The organism is Chryseobacterium sp. T20 (assembly GCF_047345655.1).
Taxonomy (GTDB): Bacteria; Bacteroidota; Bacteroidia; order Flavobacteriales; family Weeksellaceae; genus Chryseobacterium.
Genome location: NZ_JBLFDU010000007.1, coordinates 41,179 through 63,684, shown reverse-complemented (window position 1 = coordinate 63,684; position 22,506 = coordinate 41,179). Strand labels below are relative to the sequence as shown.

General features: G+C 35.8%; 24 protein-coding genes. 2 read left to right on the top strand and 22 right to left on the bottom strand.

Going from position 1 to position 22,506, the window contains the following annotated elements:
- Positions 1–82: 82 nt before the first annotated feature.
- The 18 genes from ACMA47_RS16160 to ACMA47_RS16075 all read right to left on the bottom strand — a co-directional run bounded on the left by ACMA47_RS16160 (position 83) and on the right by ACMA47_RS16075 (position 17,734).
- Positions 83–2,206 carry a TonB-dependent receptor gene (locus ACMA47_RS16160; RefSeq protein ID WP_413930588.1) on the bottom strand — a complete coding sequence of 708 codons (2,124 nt, stop codon included), beginning with the start codon at positions 2,204–2,206 and terminating at the stop codon, positions 83–85.
- 401 nt (positions 2,207–2,607) lie between these two features.
- On the bottom strand, positions 2,608–3,195 hold the full coding sequence (gene hisIE, locus ACMA47_RS16155) for a bifunctional phosphoribosyl-AMP cyclohydrolase/phosphoribosyl-ATP diphosphatase HisIE (protein ID WP_413930587.1): 588 nt from the start codon (positions 3,193–3,195) through the stop codon (positions 2,608–2,610).
- Complete coding sequence (hisF, locus tag ACMA47_RS16150) at positions 3,192–3,944, bottom strand: imidazole glycerol phosphate synthase subunit HisF (protein WP_413930586.1); 753 nt, start codon at positions 3,942–3,944, stop codon at positions 3,192–3,194. The genes hisIE and hisF overlap by 4 nt, the downstream gene beginning before the upstream one ends.
- Positions 3,937–4,656 (bottom strand): 1-(5-phosphoribosyl)-5-[(5-phosphoribosylamino)methylideneamino]imidazole-4-carboxamide isomerase, encoded by a 720-nt coding sequence (gene hisA / locus ACMA47_RS16145; RefSeq protein ID WP_413930741.1) that lies wholly within the window; start codon positions 4,654–4,656, stop codon positions 3,937–3,939. The genes hisF and hisA overlap by 8 nt, the downstream gene beginning before the upstream one ends.
- A 2-nt stretch (positions 4,657–4,658) precedes the next feature.
- A complete protein-coding gene (gene hisH, locus ACMA47_RS16140) occupies positions 4,659–5,237 on the bottom strand; it encodes an imidazole glycerol phosphate synthase subunit HisH (RefSeq protein WP_413930585.1) in 579 nt (192 codons plus the stop codon).
- Between the two features lie 2 nt (positions 5,238–5,239).
- Entirely contained in the window at positions 5,240–6,334 is a 1,095-nt protein-coding gene (gene hisB / locus ACMA47_RS16135) for a bifunctional histidinol-phosphatase/imidazoleglycerol-phosphate dehydratase HisB (RefSeq protein WP_413930584.1), read from the bottom strand.
- A 77-nt stretch (positions 6,335–6,411) separates the two neighbouring features.
- Positions 6,412–7,437 carry a histidinol-phosphate transaminase gene (gene hisC, locus ACMA47_RS16130; RefSeq protein ID WP_413930583.1) on the bottom strand — a complete coding sequence of 342 codons (1,026 nt, stop codon included), beginning with the start codon at positions 7,435–7,437 and terminating at the stop codon, positions 6,412–6,414.
- 436 nt (positions 7,438–7,873) lie between these two features.
- Positions 7,874–9,148, bottom strand: a complete 1,275-nt coding sequence (gene hisD, locus ACMA47_RS16125; RefSeq protein ID WP_413930582.1) for a histidinol dehydrogenase — start codon at positions 9,146–9,148, stop codon at positions 7,874–7,876.
- A gap of 325 nt (positions 9,149–9,473) precedes the next feature.
- Positions 9,474–10,331, bottom strand: a complete 858-nt coding sequence (gene hisG / locus ACMA47_RS16120; RefSeq protein ID WP_413930581.1) for an ATP phosphoribosyltransferase — start codon at positions 10,329–10,331, stop codon at positions 9,474–9,476.
- Positions 10,332–10,578: 247 nt separating this feature from the next.
- Positions 10,579–11,676 carry a glycosyltransferase family 4 protein gene (locus tag ACMA47_RS16115; protein WP_413930580.1) on the bottom strand — a complete coding sequence of 366 codons (1,098 nt, stop codon included), beginning with the start codon at positions 11,674–11,676 and terminating at the stop codon, positions 10,579–10,581.
- The gene (locus ACMA47_RS16110; RefSeq protein WP_413930579.1) at positions 11,673–12,449 is read right to left on the bottom strand and encodes a polysaccharide deacetylase family protein; all 777 of its coding nucleotides are present in this window, start codon (positions 12,447–12,449) and stop codon (positions 11,673–11,675) included. The genes ACMA47_RS16115 and ACMA47_RS16110 overlap by 4 nt, the downstream gene beginning before the upstream one ends.
- Position 12,450: 1 nt before the next feature.
- Positions 12,451–13,380 carry a glycosyltransferase family 2 protein gene (locus ACMA47_RS16105; RefSeq protein ID WP_034694416.1) on the bottom strand — a complete coding sequence of 310 codons (930 nt, stop codon included), beginning with the start codon at positions 13,378–13,380 and terminating at the stop codon, positions 12,451–12,453.
- Positions 13,381–13,385: 5 nt separating this feature from the next.
- On the bottom strand, positions 13,386–14,555 hold the full coding sequence (locus tag ACMA47_RS16100; protein ID WP_413930578.1) for a glycosyltransferase family 87 protein: 1,170 nt from the start codon (positions 14,553–14,555) through the stop codon (positions 13,386–13,388).
- A gap of 29 nt (positions 14,556–14,584) precedes the next feature.
- Positions 14,585–15,397: a 2,3,4,5-tetrahydropyridine-2,6-dicarboxylate N-succinyltransferase gene (locus ACMA47_RS16095; protein WP_034694413.1), complete on the bottom strand. Its 813-nt coding sequence runs from the start codon at positions 15,395–15,397 to the stop codon at positions 14,585–14,587.
- A 71-nt stretch (positions 15,398–15,468) separates the two neighbouring features.
- Positions 15,469–16,080, bottom strand: coding sequence for a methyltransferase family protein (locus tag ACMA47_RS16090; protein WP_413930577.1), 612 nt, complete (start codon positions 16,078–16,080; stop codon positions 15,469–15,471).
- A 256-nt stretch (positions 16,081–16,336) separates the two neighbouring features.
- Entirely contained in the window at positions 16,337–16,708 is a 372-nt protein-coding gene (locus tag ACMA47_RS16085; RefSeq protein ID WP_413930576.1) for a DUF2255 family protein, read from the bottom strand.
- Positions 16,709–16,817: 109 nt separating this feature from the next.
- A complete protein-coding gene (locus ACMA47_RS16080) occupies positions 16,818–17,147 on the bottom strand; it encodes a LytR/AlgR family response regulator transcription factor (protein WP_413930575.1) in 330 nt (109 codons plus the stop codon).
- 14 nt (positions 17,148–17,161) lie between these two features.
- Positions 17,162–17,734 carry a C40 family peptidase gene (locus ACMA47_RS16075; protein WP_413930574.1) on the bottom strand — a complete coding sequence of 191 codons (573 nt, stop codon included), beginning with the start codon at positions 17,732–17,734 and terminating at the stop codon, positions 17,162–17,164.
- Positions 17,735–17,888: 154 nt separating this feature from the next.
- On the opposite strand from ACMA47_RS16075, the gene ACMA47_RS16070 reads away from it, so the two are divergent.
- Positions 17,889–18,527: a hypothetical protein gene (locus ACMA47_RS16070; protein WP_413930573.1), complete on the top strand. Its 639-nt coding sequence runs from the start codon at positions 17,889–17,891 to the stop codon at positions 18,525–18,527.
- Between the two features lie 40 nt (positions 18,528–18,567).
- On the opposite strand, the gene ACMA47_RS16065 is transcribed toward ACMA47_RS16070, so the two are convergent.
- The gene (locus tag ACMA47_RS16065) at positions 18,568–18,936 is read right to left on the bottom strand and encodes a hypothetical protein (RefSeq protein ID WP_034694405.1); all 369 of its coding nucleotides are present in this window, start codon (positions 18,934–18,936) and stop codon (positions 18,568–18,570) included.
- 384 nt (positions 18,937–19,320) lie between these two features.
- On the opposite strand from ACMA47_RS16065, the gene ACMA47_RS16060 reads away from it, so the two are divergent.
- On the top strand, positions 19,321–20,004 hold the full coding sequence (locus tag ACMA47_RS16060) for a hypothetical protein (RefSeq protein WP_062669796.1): 684 nt from the start codon (positions 19,321–19,323) through the stop codon (positions 20,002–20,004).
- A gap of 92 nt (positions 20,005–20,096) precedes the next feature.
- On the opposite strand, the gene ACMA47_RS16055 is transcribed toward ACMA47_RS16060, so the two are convergent.
- From ACMA47_RS16055 to ACMA47_RS16045, 3 genes are all read right to left on the bottom strand, one after another.
- Positions 20,097–20,282 (bottom strand): bacteriocin-like protein, encoded by a 186-nt coding sequence (locus tag ACMA47_RS16055; protein WP_079241573.1) that lies wholly within the window; start codon positions 20,280–20,282, stop codon positions 20,097–20,099.
- Positions 20,283–20,489: 207 nt separating this feature from the next.
- Complete coding sequence (gene arr, locus ACMA47_RS16050) at positions 20,490–20,903, bottom strand: NAD(+)--rifampin ADP-ribosyltransferase (protein ID WP_413930740.1); 414 nt, start codon at positions 20,901–20,903, stop codon at positions 20,490–20,492.
- A 546-nt stretch (positions 20,904–21,449) separates the two neighbouring features.
- The gene (locus tag ACMA47_RS16045; protein ID WP_413930572.1) at positions 21,450–22,487 is read right to left on the bottom strand and encodes an alpha/beta fold hydrolase; all 1,038 of its coding nucleotides are present in this window, start codon (positions 22,485–22,487) and stop codon (positions 21,450–21,452) included.
- Positions 22,488–22,506: the final 19 nt, after the last annotated feature.

Here is a 22,506-nt window from a genome sequence, read left to right as displayed (position 1 = left end):
AAAATACGATGAATAGATGTCACGAAATGAACGAGCCCTTTCCGTAATAGAAAAGGGCTCATTTTTATAAAAAGGATTCAAATTAATAATTAAAATTAAGAGAAACCGTATAATATCTTCCGTTTCCGCGTACATATTCTGCATCACGAGCTGTATACATCGAAGTTGGCGTGAAATAAGAAGTGTTGAATACATTCTCTATTCCAAGTCCTATGGTCATCAGTTTATTAAGTTTATAGCTTCCCTGAACATTGAACAGGTTAAAGCTTTTCACAGGGCCTTCTCCTTCATCATACTTTCCTGATGCGGCAGGTTCAAACTTATCTCTCTTAAACGAGTACATATGATAGACACCCAGTTGTAATTTTTGAGCCTTATCATTCCATTTAACAAAAGAATTCAACCTTGCGGGTGCAATTCTTAAACCGCTTAAATATTTTTCATAGCTGTTGTCGTTCTTCACATCTACTTTTCCTTCCTGATAGGTATAATTGGTTCCGATCGTTAATCCCTGTGTCGGATAGATATTTACTGCCAGTTCTACTCCATTAATGTACTGAGGAGCACGAAGCGGAGTCCAGAAACCATTCACAGAAACAAGATCTGCTCCCAGCTTGGAGTAATTATAAAAATAACTGGCTGAAAAATCTACATACTGCCCGATCTTACTGTTGAAACCAATTTCATAATTATCAATAACTACGGGATCTGTATTAATTTCACTTAAGACATTGCTTTTCGCATCTCTCAGCACACGGCCCAAATCATAGATATTAAATCCTCTGGAATAAGAAGTGAAGGGCTGGAAGAAATCAAATGCTACATAACTCACGCCTACATTATAAGACAGGTTTGAATAGTTCAATCTTCCTCCTTCTACATTGAAAGGAACATCTTTGTTGGAAGGTAAAGTAGTATAATCAGGAACTTTTACCGACATTTTATCCCATCGAACGCCTGCTTTTACCGTCAGATCATCAGTAAGGAATAATTTTCCCTGTACGAAAGGCGCAGCAGCCAGCATATTCATTTCAGGAACCCACATTCTTCCGTCTACCAATGGCTGACTTGTTTTCTCATTTAAAAGGTCCAAACCATAGGTCAATGAACCCTTTAAGCCTTTCTCTTTTCCAAATTCAGTGTTAAAATCTGCTCTGAAACCATATTTTTTCTCCAAAATGGCAGATTGTCCTCCTGTTTTCCATCTCGGTGCATTCCTGTAATCGTATATCGTATAAAAGTCCTGGAAGTACAAAGTTGTATTAAGCGTTGTATTGCGGAAAATATTCTTATTGATATACTTAAGATATCCATTGTGGTTATATCTTGTTCCTTCTTTCACTCCTTCCCGATCTCCTAGTTTTCCGGTAGAAGGCTTCTCTCCATATTTTCCGAGATCTAAAATATATTTGGAATCCTGCAGACTTGAATAGTAATTATACATCACTTCCAGTCTGTTGTTGTCATTCAAATCATATCCTATTTTCGCAAAGATATTATTGACGGCAGTTTCTCCCAGTCCATATCGTGGGTTCTGAACCAAACCTTCACCATCTATTTTTACTCCGCTTTGAGTAAGTGTTCCATTCACAAGATAATCGAACTTCTCTGCTTTTCCGAAGAAACTTTGGGAAACTCTGTATCCAGCGCCGCCTTCCGATTTAAACATTTTGTTATTAAACAAATCATGGCTGGTAAATCCCAACACCGTTCTTCCTGAAAAAACTTTACCGGAAGTGCTTTTTTGAGTAATATAATTAATGATTCCTCCTTCTGCGCCATTTCCATAAATAGAAGTTGCTCCTTTTACCACTTCAATTCGTTCCAAGACCGAAGGATCAATACTTCTGATTTCTCTGTCGTTGTTACGTAAAGGACTGGATTGTGGAATTCCGTCGATCATAATCAAAACGTTTCTTCCTCTTAATGTTTGCCCTCTGTTGCTCACCAAATTATTTCCAAACGCTAATCCTGGTACTTTGTAGGCTAGAATATTACTGAGATCAGCAGAAATCAATGATTGCTCTGCAATTTCTTTTTTGTTGATGATATTGACTGTAGAAGCTGTTTTCTTTACAATTTCCGGAGATCTTGATGCGGTAACAATCACTTCATCAAGCCTGTTCTGTTCTAATGAATCTTTTTTCTGGGCAGCGACTTGAGAAAATGCCACAAGGCTTCCGATTAAGAAAATAGATCTATTCATACTTAAGTGTTATTTAGAATAATTAAAAACAAAAGTACGATTTTTAGCAGCCTTTGAATTTTGGGTGTTTTAACAACCTTTCCACCGATATAGTTTTAAATGCTTTTATCAAACTCATTTAAATAAAATAATCAATCCATGCAGCCACTATAGTTAATTTTATTAACATCAACTGATAATCGTCATGTATAAAAATTACCAAGACTATATTTGGTATTATAATTTTTTCCTGTTTTAACAAAAAAGTAAGCGTCTCAAAAATGTCATCCTGAACACAGATTAAAGGTCTGCGAACGTAGATCAACAACGCGGTGAAGAATCCCATGTAGTCAGTTATCAATGAGATTCTTCCTTCGTCAGAATGATAAAAGCCAAGTTACTTGACTTTTGAGACAATTTCTTTATTTATCTCTGTTTTTAAGAATTTCTTCAATCTCTTCCAGCGAAAATCCTTTGGCTTTCAATAAAATCAGGAAGTGATACAGCAAATCTGCAGCTTCGTTTTTAAAAAGTTCTTCATTGTCATCTTTTGCTTCTATAACGAGTTCTACGGCTTCCTCACCTACTTTTTGAGCCATTTTATTGATTCCTCTCTGATAGAGTGAATAGGTATAAGAATCTTCAGCTTTAGTATCTATTCGCTGTGATATTTTATCTTCCAGTTCATACAGAAATCCTTTGACATTCTTTTCTCCAAAACAACTAAAACTTCCTGTGTGACAAACCACATTTTTCGGAACCGCTTTAATTAAAATGGTATCCTGATCACAGTCGATGTCAATACTTTTTACCTTTAAAAAGTTACCGGATTCCTCACCTTTTGTCCAGAGTCTGTTTTTGGAACGGCTGAAAAAAGTAACTATTCCTTCTTTTTTTGTTTTCTCAAAAGCTTCTTCGTTCATGTAGCCCAGCATCAATACCTGCAGCGTTCTATAATCCTGAATGACTACCGGAACAAGCCCGTTATCTTTATTAAAATCTATTGTCATCGTACATCTATTTTTTGAGTTTTTAACTGTTGTTTTAAATCCTGGATTCCTATTTCATTAAAATGGAAAATACTGGCTGCCAACCCTCCTGTAGCTTTCGTTTCATTAAATACTTTAACAAAATCATCTACCTTACCGGCTCCTCCGGATGCTATCACTGGAATACTGATATTGTCTGAAACCAGTTTTGTAATCCGAAGATCAAAGCCGTTTTTTGTGCCATCACCATCCATAGAAGTCAGCAGAATTTCTCCTGCTCCAAGAGATTCTGCTTGTTTTGCCCATTCTACCGTAGTGAGTTCAGTAGCTTCTCTTCCTCCTTTGATGTGAACCAGATCTTTATCGCCTACTTTTCTTGTATCAATAGCAACCACTACACACTGACTCCCGAATTCTTTGGCCAGATCAGAGATAAGTCCTGGATTTTTTACCGCTGAAGAATTGATGCTGATCTTGTCTGCCCCTGCTTCCAAAAGCTTTCTTACATCTCCCACAGACGAAATCCCTCCTCCAACCGTAAAAGGGATGCTGAGCTCTTTTGCAATCTCTTTTACCAGCTCTACAAACGTTTTTCTGTTTTCAATAGTTGCCGTAATATCAAGAAAAACAAGCTCATCTGCGCCTTCCTGCTCATATTTTTTGGCAAGTTCTACAGGATCTCCTGCATTTTTAAGGTCTTCAAAATTGATTCCCTTCACCGTAGCTCCATCTTTGATATCCAGACATGGAATAATTCTTTTTTTAAGCATTTTCAATAAAATTTTGAAGTTGTTGTAAGCTTATTTTTCCTTCATAAATTGCTTTTCCGATGATGGTGCCTGTACAGCCGATATCTTTCATTTTATACACATCAGCAATCTCTGAAATCCCTCCGCTTGCTACCAGCTGAACAGATGTTTTATATAAAATCTCAATATAAAGTCCTGTTGAAGGCCCTTCTAACATCCCATCTTTTGCAATATCAGTACAAATAGTGGTCTGTATTCCTTTTTCCTGATACTGAAGGATGAAATCAATGATGTCATTATCACTTTCTTCAAGCCATCCGGAGGTTTTAATCTTTCTGTTGTCGCAGTCTGCCCCCAGAATAATTTTCTCCCCATATTTTTGAATCATTTCATAGCAGAATTCAGGATTTTGCACCGCAATACTTCCTAAAGTAATCTGCTTTGCCCCGGAATTAAAAGCTGTTTCAATATCTTCCTGAGTTTTTAAGCCTCCTCCAAAATCAATATGCAATGAAGTAGAGCCCGCGATATTTTCAAGAACCTTCTGATTCACAATATGCTTTGATTTTGCCCCGTCCAGATCCACCAGGTGAAGAAACTGAATGCCGAAACTTTCAAACTCCTTCGCTACTTCTACAGGATCTTCATTGTATATTTTCTTTGTATTGTAATCTCCTTTTGATAAACGGACACATTTGCCGTCAATAATATCAATAGCCGGAATTATTTTCATCATTATAAATTTATAAAGTTTTTAACGATCTGATTTCCCACAATTCCTGATTTTTCAGGGTGAAACTGTACTGCGTAGAAATTGTCTTTCTGCAACGAAGCACTGAATGGCAGGATATAATCACAAACAGACGTGGTAAAGTCTGAAAGCTCACAATAATAGCTGTGCACAAAATACACATCACTGCTCTTTTCAATTCCTGAAAAAAGTGGAGAACTCTGTCCTGAAACGGTATTCCAACCCATATGCGGAACAATATCCTTTGCTGGAAATTTTCTGACATTGATATCAAAAATCCCCATTCCTTCAGTATTTCCCTCTTCATTTTCCTTACACATCAGCTGCATTCCAAGACATATTCCTAAAACCGGCTGTGTAAGGCTTGGAATCAAAAGATCAAGTTCTTTTTCCTTTAACAGTTTCATGGTGGATGAAGCTTCTCCTACGCCTGGAAAGATCACTTTATCCGCTTTTAATATCTGCTCGGGATCATCCGTAATCACAGAATCTATTTTAAGTCTGTTGAGGGCATTCTGGACAGAGTTTACATTTCCTCCATTGTATTTTATTATAGCGATCATATTTATAAACTTCCTTTTGTAGAAGGCAAACTGTAGTTACTATCCGATTGATTCACTGCCATTTTCACAGCTTTTGCAAAGGCTTTAAAAATGGATTCAATTTTGTGGTGTTCATTCTCTCCTTCTGCTTTGATGTTCAGATTGGATTTTGAAGCATCTGTAAAGGATTTAAAGAAGTGAAAAAACATTTCTGTAGGCACATCTCCTATTTTTTCTCTTTTAAACGGAGCATCCCAAACCAACCATGGTCTGCCACCGAAATCAATAGCCACCTGAGAAAGACAGTCGTCCATCGGAAGCAGAAAACCATATCGTTCAATCCCTTTTTTCTTTCCTAAAGCTTTTAAAATAGCTTCTCCCAGTACAATTCCTGTATCTTCAATGGTGTGGTGCTCGTCTACAGCAAGATCTCCGTTTACTTTAATGGTCAAATCCATATTTCCGTGTCTTGCAATCTGATCCAGCATGTGATCAAAAAAGTGAAGTCCGGTTGAAATATCTGACTTTCCGTTTCCATCAAGATTGACTTCAATTTCAATATCTGTTTCATTGGTTTTACGGGAGACTTTTGCCTTCCTCATTCCGGATTTTAAGAACTGATAAATCTCTGACCAACTTGTTGTAGACAGCTCAGCTTCGCTATTTAAGTTTTGGTTAAGATAAATAGCCTTAGATTTAAGGTTTTTAGCGAGTTGCACATCACTACTTCGATCACCAATTACATAGGAATTTTCAAGATCATAATTGCCATAGATGTATTTTGTCAGCATTCCGATTCCTGGTTTTCTGGTGGGAAGATTTTCAGATTCAAAGCTTTTGTCAATTAAAATATCACTAAAAATGATCCCTTCATTTTCAAATGCCTGCAACATTTTCTCATGAGGTTTTATGAAATCTTCTTCAGGAAAACTTTCAGTTCCCAACCCATCCTGATTGGTTACCATTACCAATTCATAATCTAATTCATTGACAATTTTTGCAAGGTTTTGAAAAACTCCCGGATAAAATTCCAACTTTTCCACAGAGTCTACCTGAAAATCTGTAGGCGGTTCAATGATCAATGTTCCATCACGGTCTATAAAGAGTACTTTTTTCATATGTTTTTTATTTTTTTAACCATTAAAATAAAACTTAACTTTTCTTATTATCTTCCTTTTTCTTAATGGTTTATAGTTTATATTCCTTTCAAAAGGTTAATTAACTTTTCATTTTCCGAACGATTCCCCACATTAATCCTGATGCATCCCGGGATGGCCGGATCTCTTCTGCTGGTTAAAATTTCCTCTTCCAGCATTTTTGCATAGACATTATCAACATTTTCCATTCTGATCAGGAAAAAATTGGCATCCGTTGAAAAGACTTTGAAAATACATTGAATTCCTTCAAATTGCTGTTTTAACCATGTTCTCTCTTCCAGAATACGAGTTACGTTCTCCTGAAGTCTGTTTTCTTCCTCCAATGTCTTCAAAATCAATTCCTGACTCAGAACATTCACATTATAAGGAGCTTTAACCGTATTGATCAGGCTGATAATCTCTTCAGATGCATAAGCCATACCTACTCTTGCACCGGCAATTCCCCATGCTTTAGAAAAAGTTTGCAGTACAATCAGGTTAGAATATTTCTCCAACAACTCCAGACTTGATTTTTTTTCTGAAAATTCAATATACGCTTCATCCACTACTACAATTCCGTTGAAATTCTGAAGATAAAATTCAATATCATCCACACTATTTCCCGTGGGGTTATTAGGTGAACATAAAAAGAAAATTTTCAGTGAAGGATCTTCAACTACCTTTAAAAAATTCTTTTTTACAATCTCAAAGTTTTCATCCAGATCCAGTTTCAGGACTTTATTCTCATTAATTGTTGCATAGAAACCATACATCGCAAATGACGGATTCATCATCAGAATCGCATCTTTTTTAGGCTCGCAGAAAATTTTGATGATAAGATCTATCAGCTCGTCACTTCCATTTCCTATGGCAATCTGTGAAGGTGAAACTTTTTTAAGCCCTGCAAGCTTGGTTTTAAGCTTTTTCTGGGTAGAATCCGGATAACGGTTGCATTCTCCAAAAGGACTTTCATTCGCATCCAGCATTACCGGAGCATTAAATTCATTGTGATCCCTAAAACTGATGTAGGGCTGTAATTGTAATATATTTTCTCTTACTAAAGTTTTGATACTGTTATTTTTCATTGTATTGATTTTCTTTTTAAAAAATGATTCAATATAAAAATCGTTTTTAAACCATTAAGATGAATTGAGTGATTAAGAATAGTGAAGAAAATATCTTCAGATCTTTATTAAGCAGTGAGCTGAATTCAAATCTATTTGAATCTTAATTTTGCTTAAAAGCTTCATTTTCTTAATGGTTCAAATTATTTTTTTGATGAACGAAAGGGCGTAAAAATATTTCGGTTTCGCTCAATGTGAGATTTTCGGCAAGTAATGTGTCATTATTTTTCCCACAGATTTCACAAATTTCACAGATTTTTCATATTTGCCTTCTTCATTGCAGAATCTGTGAGAGATTAAAACTTTGATATTCAATTTTATCAGAGATAAAACCCTTGCGTCTTAAAATATTCTTCAATTATATTCTTCTTGCGTCTTTGCGTTTTCCAACAACTAATTATTTCAATCTTATTGACACTGCATTTTTGTGAGCAAACAGCCCTTCCGCTTCTGCCATAAGCTCTATTGTTTTTCCTAAATTCTGAAGCCCTTTTTTTGAAAGGTGCTGGAATGTTATTTTTTTTACGAAACTGTCCAGGGACACTCCACTGTAATTCTTTGCATAAGCATTCGTAGGAAGTGTGTGATTCGTTCCACTGGCATAATCTCCTGCACTTTCACAAGAATAGTTTCCAAGAAAAACCGAACCTGCATTCTGAACCTCCGGAATATATTTTTCAAAATTATTGATCGCAAGAATCAAGTGTTCCGGAGCATAAAGATTGCTGAACTCAAGAGCATCTTCCAGGGAGTCCACTAAAATAAAAGAGCTGTTTTCCAAAGCCTGAGCAGCAAATTCATTTCTCGGCAAGTCTCTGATTTGCTGCCCAACAGCCTTTACCGTCTCTTCAAATACTTTAAGGTCTGTGGTTATAAAAACCACCTGGCTGTCGCTTCCGTGTTCTGCCTGTGAAAGAAGATCTGCTGCACAAAAATCAGGAATAGCCTGCTCATCTGCAATTACAAGAACTTCACTCGGACCGGCAGGCATATCAATGGCCACTCCATACCGTTGTGCATATTCTTTTGCTGCTACGACAAATTGATTTCCAGGTCCGAAAATTTTGTTAACAGCAGGAATACTTTCTGTTCCAAAAGTCATCGCGGCAACAGCCTGTGCTCCGCCTGTTTTAAAGATTTCCGAAACCCCGCAAAGTTTTGCGGCATAAAGAATAGCAGGATTGATATTTCCATTCTTATCCGGTGGTGTACATAATACAACTTCTTTACAACCCGCCAGATTTGCAGGAACCGCCAACATGAGCACAGTAGAAAATAAAGGTGCCGTTCCTCCCGGAATATAAATTCCAACTCTTTCTACTGCACGATTTTCCCGCCAGCAAACCACTCCTTTTGTGGTCTCAATCTTCTGAATTTCCTGCTGTTGAGAAGCGTGAAATGTTAAAATATTTTCTTTCGCCTGTTGAATAGCTTCTTTCAATTCATCTTGAATCTGATTTTCTGCCTCCTGAATTTCGGTATCAGAAACTTTAATGCTCTTGGTTTCTGCTTTATCAAACTTTTTGTTGAATCCAATTAAAGCTTTATCTCCATTTTTTTCAACTTCTGTGAATATTTCTGTGATCAGACCTGAAATTTCTTTCTGCTCCAGAACAGGGCGCTTTACCAAGTCTTTCCAAGTGTTTTTTGTGGGATATCTATATATTTTCATTGTACTTTTTTAATTTTTTTTGAACCATTAAGATTCTTTTAAGTTGTTAAGTTTTATTAAGATCATAGCGGAAGCTATTTTATTCAGCTGCCTGGTACCTTAATAACTCAATTTTTTTATGAACGCAAAGGCGCAAGTTTTTTAAATCTATACTTTTTTAAGGCGCAAGAAAATCGAAGATTTTCAGCAAGGGTATGGACTTTGTTTTGTGTTTTTATATACATCATTCAATTTTATCGGAGATAAAATCTTTGCGTCTTAAAATAGTATCAACTTCATTTTTATTGCGCCTTTGCGCTAACCAACATCTACCATTATGTTTTTTTTAAATAACCATTTTATCAATTGGAATGATTAAGATATCCTGAGCGCCATTTTCTTTGAGTTCGTCAATCACATCCCAAAAACGTTCTTCGTCAATCACAGAATGAATACTGCTCCAGCCTTCTTCTGCTAATGGAATAACTGTAGGGCTTTTCAATACAGGGAGAACACCGGCTACTTTCTGTATTTTTTCATTGGGAACATTCATCAGAATGTACTTTGAATTTTTTGCTTTTAAAACAGACTTGATTCTGAAGACAAATTTTTCAAGAATGGCTTCTTTCTCAGATGATAATTGGGGCGTTTGAGCTAAAACAGCTTCCGATTTCAGTAAAGTGACCGTTTCTCTTAATCCGTTTTTGAATAAAGTACTTCCGGAGCTGACAATATCACATATTCCATCTGCAAGACCAATATTAGGAGCAATTTCCACCGAACCGGAAATAACGTGAATGTCTGATGCGATTCCTTCTTTTTCTAAAAAGTTTTTAAGGGTATTGGGGTAAGAAGTAGCAATTTTTTTACCTTGAAAATAAGACAACTCATCGGTTTCTACTTCTTTGGGAACAGCCAATGAAACACGGCATTTTGAAAAACCAAGCTTCTGAACAGTCTTGATATTCTTACCTTTTTCAACCAGAAGGTTTTCGCCAAGAATGGCTACATCCACCACTCCGTCTTCGAGGTATTGCGGGATGTCTGAGTTCCGAAGGTACATGATTTCCATCGGAAAGTTATCTACTGAAACTTTGAGTTGGTCTTTACCGTTGTTAACAAAGATTCCGCAGTCTTTAAGAAGCTGAAGAGATTCTTCGTAAAGCCGGCCGCTTTTTTGGATTGCAATTTTTAATTTACTCATTTTGCCTTTTTTGGGTCCGAGCAAATAAAAACTGATCTATTGAAATTTCTGAGGAGAATTCAGGAAACAAAAAAACCGTCTATTTACTCAGACGGTTTTAATTATTTTTGATTTTAGCACATACTTATATCAATCAATTCCGCCTAACAGAGATGATGATGATAATGATGTAATGCTAAAAATATTGGTTTCATTGTATTGAATTATGATGCAAATGTAGGATTTATTTTTAAAATGCAACGTTTTTTCAGATAATTTTTTGATAAAAATTCATAAGCTCTTTGGCAATGGGTTCGTCATTAAACTTCTGAACAAACTCGAAACCCTTTTCCTCACGGCGTTTTCTCTCGGATTCATTTTCCCAGAGAAATTTGATTTTCGCGCGGATATCCAGATCGTTGTCAGGATTCACATACACTGAGTCCTTTCCACCTGCTTCCGGCAGACAGCTGGTATTGCTTGTAACGACAACTGTTTTGGAGAAAAGTGCCTCAATCACAGGGATTCCGAAGCCTTCAAAGAAGCTTGGATAGACAAAAATATCTGCCAGTTTATAGAGACAAGCCAGCTCATCCATAGAAACACCTTCCAGGAAAAGCACCTGCTTCTCCATTTTGTTTTTTTTCAGGAAGCGTTCTATTTTCTGGTAATATTTGGTCTTTCTTCCCACGACTACAAGAGGAATTTCTGTACCGTTGATTGCTTTTACAACATTCAAAAGGTTCTTACGGTCTTCGATAGTTCCTACATTCAGTACAAACCTTTCCGGAAGCTTGAATTTCTCTTTAACAGCTTCCATCAATTCCGGAGACTGCTGTTCTTTAAAAGCATGATGACATCCCTGATAAATAACTTCAATCTTAGTCTCAGGAACTTTTAAATACTGAATAATGTCTCTTTTGGTCTGGTCTGAAATCGCAATGATTTTATCAGCGGTATCAGCGGCTTTTTTGAATTTCCAGAAATGGATTTTCCTGTCAAAAAAGGAATAATACTGCGGATATCTTACAAAGATTAAATCATGAATAGTAACAACCTTTTTAATAGGTTTTGGATCCCATTTTAAAGGAAGTTCACCGGATAATCCATGGAAAATATCTGCTCCTTGTTTTTGGGCATCTTTACCCATTTTCAGCTGACGGGAAAGGTTTCCTTTTGAGGTTTCAATAAAGTGAACATTAGTGCGTTCCAGGATATCTTTTCCGCGCTCTGATTTGTTTTTATTGAGTAACAGATATTCGTTCTCCGGTTCATATTCGGAAAGGATTCTTACAAGGTCTCTCGAGTAGTTTCCAAGGCCGGATGTATTGTGGAAAAACCGTTTTGCATCAAAGGCAATCTTCATCGTTCTATCTGTTTTTGAAATTCCTGAAATGTTCCGAATGTATGTCCTTTTTCTTTCAACCAGCCTACAAACGAATCAAATCTTTCTACCATCTCTTTTCCTGAATTTTTTACAGTAAATCCAGGAAGTTTAAAGGCTTCATCTTTGATTTCCGCAAATTCCCAGGGATGGAAATAAATGTTCAGATACTGATCTTTTTTCAAACAGTCTGAAGCCAGTTTTTTGTAGAAAAATAAAGGAAAATTGTGAAAACTTAACCAAAACAAAGGAATTCTGAAATTAGGCGAAACCGAAGCCGGAACCTGAGTCACATTTCCTTCTTTGAAATAGGTTCTGGATACTTTTAAATTATTATATCTTCCTGGCAAAAACGTAGGATTGATAGAGGAATTGTAAGAATATCCTGCTCTTTCCACTTCTTTTTCGTCTACAGGCATCATTCTTGGCATTCTTAATCCGGTAACCTTTGCGGAAAATAATTCTTCCAGTTTTTCTCTGGATTCTTTCAGATGTTTATCTTCAAATTCTGAATGAAACCAGGTGTGAGAAGCCAGTTCATGGCCTTCATGTAGCAACCTTTCAATAAGGTATTTGCTGTTTTCTGCAAAAACTACTGTGGAAAAAAAAGTAGCTTTGGCGTTATGTTTTTTAAGGATATCGAGAATTCTCTCTAATCCTGTCTGTGAAATTGAAATCTGCTTTTCAAAGGGAATTTCACCCTTATATTCTAATGGCATATCAAATTCTTCAATATCAAAACTCAATAAAACCATTCTAAAAATTTTTGTTTTTAATAATATAATTTGGTCTGTCTTTCACCTGTTTGAATATTTTACCTAAATAAATTCCCATGATTCCGAGGATGATCAACTGAAGTCCTCCAAAGAAAACAATGGTCATAATTAAGGATGCCCAACCTGAAATCTCAGTTTTTGCAATAAATGAATGAATAACATATGCTCCATATCCAATGACTGACAGTGCCGAGAATAAAAATCCCAAATATGCCGCCAGATAAAGAGGTTTCACGCTGAAAGCAGTGATTCCTGTAAAGGCAAAAGTAAACATCTTTTTAAGGTTGTAGCTGCTTTTCCCTGAGAGTCTTTCTGCTGCAGTAAAGTCGATTCCAGTCTGTTTGAAACCCATCCAACTCGTTAATCCTCTAAGGAACAGATCGTCTTCATTAAAGTTTCTCATGACTTCAACGGCACTCGCATCGAGCAATCTGAAATCTGAGCCCCCCCCTTTTGTTAAGTTAACATCTGAGAGGCTTGATAAAAGCTTATAAAATAGGTCTGATGTTTTTCTTTTAAAAAATGAAATCTCTTTAGGATACGTTCTAAAAGTAAAAACTACATCATAGCCTTCTTCCCATTTCTGAATCATCTCCGGAATAAGAGCCGGAGGATGCTGAAGATCTCCATCCATAGAGATAACGGCATTTCCATGGGCACTGTCCATTCCAGCTTTTACTGCTGGCTGATGTCCAAAATTACGTGAAAACTCGATGAATTTCACTTCATCATATTGACTGGAAAGTTCTTCTAATTTTTGTTGAGTATTGTCCCTGCTGCCATCATTCACAAATATGATTTCAAAGTCATAATTGTTCAAACCATCAAAAACTTCTTTGATTTTCTGATGGATCATGGCAACGTTTCCTTCTTCGTTATAAGCGGGAATTACAATTGAAATTTTCTTCATATGTATTAATTCAGGCTGTAATTTTTCTCAAAATCTTTAGTCAGAAGCTCATAAGTTACTCTCAACCAGATTACAATACAAGGTACGGCTTTTAATGAATATTTGATGATATAATTCTCTTTTACAAATTTCGGAAACAGATCCGAAGTTGAGAAGCATGTGAAAATAATGACAAAAACCAACAATCCAATGATCAATGGTGTTCTTTCTTTCTGAAGGAAAAACCAGATCAGTACTCCTACCACCGCAATAATATACGTAGGAGATTCTGAACTTGAACTGAACAATACCAAGAACAGTAATGTTGAAGCCAGAATCATCAGTTGAAACGCATAATGTTTGTATTGCTTAATTCTGATGTAAGGTAATGCAAAAAGCGGCAATCCACCTGCTAAAAACACAAGGTTAGAAATGGATGCATCTCCTAAAACTCTTCTTACAAAGCCCATTAATGAAATATCCTGCATATTTCCTAATACCTGATTTTCACTATTCTTTTCTACAATAGACTGAAACCAGTCCGCGTAGCACTGAATGACAAACTGCGGGCTTGAATAGGCCATCGGAAGCACAAAAAACAATAGGGCAATGCCAATTCCTGAAAGAATAAATTTAGTTTTATTTTTAATGAAGAAAAACTGTGTTAATCCTACAATTCCGTAGATTTTCACAAATATTCCTATTAAAATTGCGGTTACAGATTTCACTTCTTTTCTTTCGTAAATATAAACTGCAGATAACAGTAAAAGACCTGTCAGTGCTACATTGAACTGCAGACTTAAAGCCGCAGTAATGTATTCCTGAAGGCAAAGCAATCCGAAAATCGCTTTCTTGCTGTCTGAAAAAGGCAGTTTATAAATTCCGTAGATAAAAATGAAAGTATTGGCAATATTCCAAAGTGAGATTCCCAACCAATCCGGCATCATGGCAAACGGTGCAATCAATGCACTGAAAAATACACCATAATGGTTCAGATCAAAATAAAAATCAGGATAATGGATAAATAAATTTTTCTGATGAATGGTATTAAAGAATACGTTTTTAAAAATCAGATAGTTATTGATCGCATAATCTCCTCTCAGATATTTGGAAATTGCTGTAACAACGGATATAATAAGATAAACCCCAAATATATATTTAGGGTTTAATAATATTTTAAGAAATTTTTCTTTCAAGATTGTGGTATTAGATTAAAATATTAATCTTAAACGGCTACATTATTATCTCTCAATGCATCATTCAGAGATGTTTTCTTGTCTGTAGATTCTTTTCTCTGACCGATGATCAGGGCACATGGAACCTGATATTCTCCAGCCGGATACTGTTTTGTATAGCTCCCAGGGATAACTACTGAACGTGCAGGAACTCTTCCTTTGATTTCAATTGGTGTATCTCCGGTAACATCGATAATTTTTGTAGAAGCGGTCAATACTACGTTAGCACCCAGTACAGCTTCTTTTTCTACGTGAACTCCTTCTACAACGATACATCTTGAACCGATAAAGCAATCGTCTTCAATGATTACCGGAGCAGCCTGTAAAGGTTCTAACACCCCACCGATCCCAACACCACCACTCAGGTGAACGTTTTTACCAATCTGTGCACAGCTTCCTACCGTTGCCCATGTATCTACCATTGTTCCAGAATCTACATAAGCACCGATGTTTACGTAAGATGGCATCATAATTACTCCAGGAGCAATGTAAGCACCTTCTCTCGCTACTGCATGTGGAACAACTCTCACCCCTTTTTCAGCATAACCTCTCTTCAAAGGCATTTTGTCATGAAATTCAAACGGACCTACTTCAATAGTTTCCATTTTCTGGATCGGGAAATACATTACCACAGCTTTTTTCACCCATTCATTTACCTGCCATCCGTTTTCTGTAGGTTCTGCAGTACGAAGTTCCCCTTTATCAACTAAAGAAATAACTTCTCTGATCGCCTTCTGGCTGTCTTCATTCTGCAATAATTCTCTGTTGTCCCAGATATTTTCAATAGTTTGTTGTAATGACATGTTTCTTATTTAAAATTATACCGGCCAAAGATACAAAAAAGTTCAGCAAAACGGGTTTTAACATTGTGCTTTTAATAAAGACACAACATGCGCTTCACCTTCTTTTTATAGGTCGAGTAAATTTGCCCATGTTCTTTTAAGAGATGCTCTTCTTCAAGCCTGATCTGGATCTGCATCAAAATACTCCCCGTCAGTAGAAAAGCAAAAGCAATTACAGTAGGGAAAGCGAGGAAAAATCCGACAAGGCTGATGGTCATTCCCAGGAATATAGGATTTCTTGAAAACCTGAATAATCCGTGAGTAACCAGATCGGTTTTTGTGGAACCATCAATCCCAATCCTCCATGAATTTTTCATTTGTAATTGTGCTATAATCATCCAAATCAACGCAAAAATCATTAATATAATTCCTGTGTACTGAAAAAGATCATATTCCAGCACATTGATTTTAAAAGCAGGAAAAATGTCTTTCGGAAAAAATAAAAGAAGTATTGTATAGATAAACAAAGCAAATAAAACCAGCTTAAAATACAACCCCACAAGTCCGTATGCGGAATCATCTTTGGGAAGGACATTAGGGTTTTTGCCAATCTGCCTGGCTACTTTATAACTTATTCCAACAAAAGAAATGATAAAGAAGAGTATGAAATATAAAGGAATAAAGAATCTGATGAAATCTGCCATATGATAATAGTTTTGGGCAAATTTGCTAAGTTTCGTGATGCAATGCTATTGCAATGATGAATGGCAGATAGATAACAAACGGAAACATAAAAATTCCCCTCCTCCGGAGGGGTCGCGAAAATTCAAAGAATTTTTGACGGGGTGGTTAAAGAAGTTTTGGCTAAAGCCGGTTGAAGTTTTTGTTTTTCGATAAACGGGCTTCCTTCGACTAAGCTCAGGATAACAACCCGTTCCTATTGAATATTTTAACTGCTATTTACTCCAAAATAATAAACTCCATCGTTTTCGCAACATGTTTTTCCTGAATAATCCCTTGCGAATATGGAATATTATGATCACTGTTATATTTTGTCAGATAGGCCTGATTAATTTCTTCAGTAAGGGTATTGATATCGTCCGGGATGAGAGCTTCTATAGGATAAATGGTTTTACCACATTGAATTTCTCCTGCAGAGTTTTCTAAAAAGGTATTGTACCAGCTTCTTTCAGCAAGTCCCCACGATCTTGCAAATATCCGGTTTTGGACTACAACCATCCATATTTCCAGAAATTCCGGTCTTTGATGTCCGGCTTTTATTCCGATAATCGTATGGTTTTGAATGTAATTTAATGCTGTTTCTTTATTCATTGTCTTAATTTTCAGTAAAACTAAAACATGAAAACAAGAATGAAAACTTATTTATGTATACTGTCAGAAATATGATGCAATCGGGTGTTTTTCCGATGTATGGTATTTTTTAAAGCATCATTTTACCAAGCGCTGTCTGCAGACATTCTTTATAACTTTTGGCGACTGTAATTTTTAAATCACCACAGAGTAAGTGATTGTCTTCAAAAGATTCAATATTGATCAGATTGACAATGTATGAATTGTGGACCCGCATAAATTCGTCCGGAAGGGTTTCTATGAGGTCTTTAAGTGTTTTGTAGTAAATGTATCTTTTATGGTCTGTGGTATGAACTTCTACATAATTTCCGAGTCCTTTAATGACATTAATATCTTTAAAGAAAAGCTTTATCAGCTTTTTATCTGATTTAATGAAAGCAAAAGTACGGTTCTCAATCATTTATGTAAGATATTTTACAGCACTCTTTGAGCATGAAGGTAGGCCTTATTCCAATATTTTTCGTTCAGGGAAGAAATGATTACGCCTTTTGAGGTAGAAGCATGAATGAATTTTACTTCTCCGTCAGGACCAATATCATGAACAATTCCCACATGAGAAACTCTGCTTCCTCCGGCTGTCGCAAAAAACAACAGATCACCCGGTTTTACGTCTTTGATATCAATATTCTTTCCGGCATCGGCCTGATCAGAAGATCTTCTGGGAAGATTAAAATCATTTTCTTCAAATACTTTTACAGTAAATCCGGAGCAGTCAAATCCTGAAGAAGTATTTCCTCCGAATTTATACGGTGTTCCAATATACTTTTCTGCATCTTTCAAAATATCATTGATCGATCTGGAAACACTGCCACTAAATTTTGAATCCAGTTTTCTTAGATTTTCAGCTTTTGCTACGGCCTTTGTATTTGATTTTTTGCTCGCAGAAGCACTTTTCGAGGATCCACAGGAAACCACAAAAACAGAGGCTGCCAGGACAACCACCATCTGCTTTACTTTTATTTTTTGTTGAAATAATTCCGTTCCCATATTCTTCTGATTTATAATTAATTAACAAAATCTACCACAAATATACATTTTATAATTTAATTATGGTATAACTATACTACAACTATATTATAAATATATGTTAAAATTTTGATTTTCATTATTTATTGGTATATTTGATTTCTATTTTAAAAATATGGCAACCTATGAAAGTGTAATCAAGATCACCGGAGCAGTGGGCGATCTGGTATTTTATACTCTGAATGGCAAAAATGTGGTTCGGAAGAAAAGCGGGTTCAATAAAGCTGCGTTTAAAAAAAATCCGTCCTATGAGAAAGTAAGACAGAACAGTTCTGAATTCGGGCATTGTTCCAAAATGGGGAAAATGATCCGGAAAAGCCTGGAAGTATATATTAAAGAAGCAGGTGATCCCCTCCTCTACCAGAAGTTTGCAAAAGTGATGACTGCTATCAAAGATTTGGATACCATTTCTGAAAGAGGAAAAAGAACGGTTGAAAACGGTTTAAAGACCGAAGAAGGAAGAAAACTTCTGAGAGATTTTCAATGGGGAACGGTCAGGAAGGTTTCAGATGGTGTAAGAATGGAAGATCAGATTCTGTATAAAAATGACCATTGTACATCAGAACATGCCTTGATTATGACGATGAAATTGGATGCTGAAAATTATAACATAGAAAGTAATGAAGAAATAGTCCATTGGAATCAGCAACAAGACAAGTCTTTTAAAAAGTATTTCTCTGAGGATGACATTCTAATCTATTTTGTAGCATTAAAGAATGAAAATGATAAGATTACCCATATGGGATTTGTATAAATAAAAAAGTCTGCAGTATATGCTGCAGACTTTCTTGTTTTTATTTCTTTTCTCCTTTCCAGCTTCCTGATACGGCAGGTGTTGGAAGTGAGTTGGACCAGTTTCCGTTTCCTTTTTTTTCTGTCGTTAACGTTCCTTTGAAGTCTCCTTGTGAAGGAAGTCCTACTCTTGCGTTAAGATCTCCTGTCTCACTTAAATTTCCGGTAATGCTGTAATTTTCATTATTAACATCAGAATGCATTGTTCCTACCACTTTACCACTTTCATCTACCACAAAGTTCCAAACTCCTTTGTCTGCTCCTTCATAGGAACCAGACCATGTTCCTACATAATCATAAATAGTATCATCATCAGAGCTGCAACCGATAAATAAAAACGCCGTTAATAAAAGTAAAAAAAGTTTCTTCATAGTTTCAGTAGTTTTATAACCTAAAATCCTGTTATTCTCCTGTACTTTCCTTCTAGAGATCCAGCCACAGAGAATATTGCTTAATATTTATTATTTTTTTGTTCCGTGCAAATCTACTAATTTTTTCATTCAAATTATCTGAATTTTAATTAGCACCCAATATGTTTATTAAAAAACAACATATTTCGGCTAAAATACAAATATTTTTCAAACAAATAGAGTCTCTATAAATTTTGAGTTATTTTAAAATTTATACGTAAAACTTAATATTAATACGTTTAATATTCATTTACAATTAGTTTATATTAGATTTCATGCCGTTTGTATTCTATTTTAAAGATATTTCTTACCTTAGCGAAAAATTTAACCTTTTCAAAAAATTACATGAAAACAAAAACATTATTTTTGGCAGCACTTGCTATTTGTGGCAGTTCAACAGCACAGGTTGGGATTAACACCGCTACTCCAAGTCATACTTTGGATGTGAATGGTCTGGTAAGAGTAAGAGGGCTTTCAAATGCTGAAAAAAAGATTGTTGCTGCAGATGCACAAGGAGTTTTAACTCTTATTTCTCCTGAAGAAATTTTTGCGCCAAAGGCTATATTGAACACATCAACCTCTTCCAGTGAACAAAGATCTACTGTATACGAAGGAAAATGTTTCCAACCTGGTGACAATGCTTCTTCCTGTACTGTTTCTGTAAACCATTACTCCTCTTGTGCGGGATTCAGTAATCCTGTTGACACTCAAATCATTGTTGGGCAAGGAATTAATACCGGAAATGGACAGTTTCTAGGAACATGGACAGCCCGATATGTTGATAATAAAGGGTTTGCAAACGCAACTGCTGTGGCCAATCAGACAGCGCCTGACTATCCCAGAATCTCTTATCCAAGTACCAATACCGTGAACTATTTAGGAAGTGGCAACTTTGCTGGTCAATGCAATACAGATCTGGTCACTACCATCAATCAGGCCACCGGAGATATAAAAGTAGAGTCTGTAAAGCGAAGCATGTACGCACACCTTGTGTACCTTATTAATATTGCCCGCTCCAGATCTTTATAATAGTTGATATTTGATTTCAAAAAGGCGGCCACAATATTTTCATTGTGGCTGTTTTTGTAAAATGAAAAACCCTCTGAAAAGAGGGCTTTGATTTATCTTGGAAAAGGAAGCGTTACCGGATAGCAACCACAAAGGCAGTCCCACTGATCAAATTCTTCTGAACAAACACCAATGGCTTCACATCTCCATAAAGCACCTGGAGGACATGCCGGAACATTAGGTCCTGCTCCTTTAACTGTTTTTAATTCTTCTCTCGAGATTTTCTTTAAATTTTTCATGGTTTAAAATATTTTAGTTCATTTCAAATATAAGAATATTCATTAAACAGCAATTTAATTTATGAAAAATTTAACTTTTCAAACAAAAAGCCTCTAAAAAGAGGCTAAAAACTATTATTGAATGAATGAAAAACTTATCCCAAATGTATGAAATATTCATTCCGGCTTTTATGAGTACAGTCATAATCAGCTGTTTTCCATAATTCACTAATTGATAATCTCTCCTTGGCTGTTGTCCAGTTTTTTACGAAATTTCTGAAGATCTTCCGGAGTTGCCCTACTCCACTCTGTAATTTCCCCGACTATTTTCAATGGCATTCCGGAACGATAAGATCGGGTTGGATTTCCCGGAAATTTTTTATCTGTTACATTGGGATCATTTTCGAAATTCCCTGTGGGTTCTACAATATATACCCGCTCTGCTCCATCGCCTTTTGCCAGTGCAGCAGCAAGTCCTGCCCCATTGGTTAAAGCAGTGAAGTAAATATGATTCATTTTGAATTCTGATTGGTAATTAGAATTCCCTCCCGCTGTCAACAGATCTCCCATCTGTAAGTCGGCTTTTGTTCCGTGGTAAAAAGGACCTTTATCAGACGGATGGTTATGAAGTAACACTGACAATTCAGCATTTTTTTTTGATTTTTCATGATCTCCTAAATCCTCATAGCATTTGGAAATATTCCGGTAAAGAGAAGGTAAAGCACTTTTAACGGTATCATCATTTATTTTTAAAGCCAACTCTAAGGAAGTTTCAATCCATTTTAACCGATCAGCAATGGTTTTCTGATGACGTGCTACATAATAAGCTGCCAGAAACTTTTCATGATCATCCGGAGCTTCTTCCCAGGCTTTTAAAAATAATTGAGCTGCTTCCTCAGGCATTCCTTTGTCTTCAAAGCCCATTCCTTGCAGACAAAGCTTGATCACAGGATTAAAAGGAGAAAATTCCATGTTTTATTTTTTTCAAATCTAGGGTATTCTGTTGGAATTCTTTTATTTAATAATGTATAGTTGGAAAGTTGAGAAAATAAAAAATCCTTTTTTAAAATGTAAAATGAAAGCTATTTTCCTGCAAGTCACTTATAAAACGGTGTTATAATCTATCAGGAAGTAAAAAGAACGGTACAACTAAAAAACAGTAAAGCCCCTTAATTGGGACTTTACTGTTTAATTTTGCTTTTTCTTCTCAATATTTTCAGAGAGTAATAGAATTTCTTTATTTATTTTATCTGCATTTACTTTTTTTGTAATGATACTGCTATGACTTGCATTCATTATTATTTGTTTTCCTTGAGAAGAGAGTTCTTTTAGTTCTTTTTGCATACCAAACCATAATTGAAGTTCCTTTTCAGGATCAATTCCAGCTTTCCTGTATTTTTCTTTTTGGGATTCTTTATACTGTTCTGTAGCCGTAAATACCAAAACAGGTAATGAATCTAATTTCTTTGCCTCACCCGCACGCTTCAGTACATCATTAGTAAGTTCATTCTCTCTTAAAAACATCTTAAAAACATCCCCTGAATTATAAGTGAGCGACTGTGAGCGACTATAGGCTTCTTTGGGCAGATCATCACCCTGATACGGTTCTTTACTAAATATTTTGTTATAAATGCCCAAAATACCTAAATCTGCAAGTATAGATCCTATTTTAAATAGTTTTGCTTGTCCCTTGGGAACCAATTCTTTTTGTGCTAATCGGTTCCATTGTTCAGGATGACTTGAATCTATGAAAACGATTCCTTTCACTTCGTTTGGATAAAGATCTCTAAATATTCTATTATAAGGACCTCCCATAGAATGTCCCACCAAAATATAAGGTGGTTTATCTCCAGTTTTCTTCAATAGTTCATGAAGCTGCTCTGCGTAAAACTCTGGAGATCTATGATTACTGTTACTCGATTCGCTATACCATTTTCCATCTCTATCATAGCGTATAACTCTCGTTTTATCTTTTAAGCCTTCTGCAATCCAATGCAGCATATCTGTATTACCATGTGCCCCAGCTTCAATAATAACCGTAGGTAAAGATTTTTTATTCCCATCTATTCTTACATGGATGTTAGTTCCATTCACATTTACTAATTGACCTGGCGGAACTGGTTTCGAAGAAAATAATCGGTAACACATGCCTAAGAACAGGAATAATATGAGAATTCCTAGTATAAGTTTACCTAGAAACTTAAATATTCTTAAAATTGATTTCATAGTTATTTTTAAATTTCAA

Coding starts and splice junctions, on each gene's coding strand:
- ACMA47_RS16080 (WP_413930575.1), bottom strand. CDS start 17,147: ATGATTGAGAACCGTACTTTTGCTTTCATTAAATCAGATAAAAAGCTG.
- hisG (WP_413930581.1), bottom strand. CDS start 10,331: ATGAGTAAATTAAAAATTGCAATCCAAAAAAGCGGCCGGCTTTACGAA.
- ACMA47_RS16095 (WP_034694413.1), bottom strand. CDS start 15,397: ATGTCATTACAACAAACTATTGAAAATATCTGGGACAACAGAGAATTA.
- ACMA47_RS16110 (WP_413930579.1), bottom strand. CDS start 12,449: ATGGTTTTATTGAGTTTTGATATTGAAGAATTTGATATGCCATTAGAA.
- ACMA47_RS16055 (WP_079241573.1), bottom strand. CDS start 20,282: ATGAAAAATTTAAAGAAAATCTCGAGAGAAGAATTAAAAACAGTTAAA.
- ACMA47_RS16075 (WP_413930574.1), bottom strand. CDS start 17,734: ATGGGAACGGAATTATTTCAACAAAAAATAAAAGTAAAGCAGATGGTG.
- hisIE (WP_413930587.1), bottom strand. CDS start 3,195: ATGACAATAGATTTTAATAAAGATAACGGGCTTGTTCCGGTAGTCATT.
- ACMA47_RS16160 (WP_413930588.1), bottom strand. CDS start 2,206: ATGAATAGATCTATTTTCTTAATCGGAAGCCTTGTGGCATTTTCTCAA.
- ACMA47_RS16060 (WP_062669796.1), top strand. CDS start 19,321: ATGAAAACAAAAACATTATTTTTGGCAGCACTTGCTATTTGTGGCAGT.
- ACMA47_RS16085 (WP_413930576.1), bottom strand. CDS start 16,708: ATGAATAAAGAAACAGCATTAAATTACATTCAAAACCATACGATTATC.
- ACMA47_RS16070 (WP_413930573.1), top strand. CDS start 17,889: ATGGCAACCTATGAAAGTGTAATCAAGATCACCGGAGCAGTGGGCGAT.
- ACMA47_RS16045 (WP_413930572.1), bottom strand. CDS start 22,487: ATGAAATCAATTTTAAGAATATTTAAGTTTCTAGGTAAACTTATACTA.
- hisB (WP_413930584.1), bottom strand. CDS start 6,334: ATGAAAAAAGTACTCTTTATAGACCGTGATGGAACATTGATCATTGAA.
- hisH (WP_413930585.1), bottom strand. CDS start 5,237: ATGATCGCTATAATAAAATACAATGGAGGAAATGTAAACTCTGTCCAG.
- hisC (WP_413930583.1), bottom strand. CDS start 7,437: ATGAAAAATAACAGTATCAAAACTTTAGTAAGAGAAAATATATTACAA.
- ACMA47_RS16065 (WP_034694405.1), bottom strand. CDS start 18,936: ATGAAGAAACTTTTTTTACTTTTATTAACGGCGTTTTTATTTATCGGT.
- ACMA47_RS16115 (WP_413930580.1), bottom strand. CDS start 11,676: ATGAAGATTGCCTTTGATGCAAAACGGTTTTTCCACAATACATCCGGC.
- ACMA47_RS16105 (WP_034694416.1), bottom strand. CDS start 13,380: ATGAAGAAAATTTCAATTGTAATTCCCGCTTATAACGAAGAAGGAAAC.
- ACMA47_RS16090 (WP_413930577.1), bottom strand. CDS start 16,080: ATGGCAGATTTCATCAGATTCTTTATTCCTTTATATTTCATACTCTTC.
- hisA (WP_413930741.1), bottom strand. CDS start 4,656: ATGAAAATAATTCCGGCTATTGATATTATTGACGGCAAATGTGTCCGT.
- hisD (WP_413930582.1), bottom strand. CDS start 9,148: ATGAAAATATATAGATATCCCACAAAAAACACTTGGAAAGACTTGGTA.
- hisF (WP_413930586.1), bottom strand. CDS start 3,944: ATGCTTAAAAAAAGAATTATTCCATGTCTGGATATCAAAGATGGAGCT.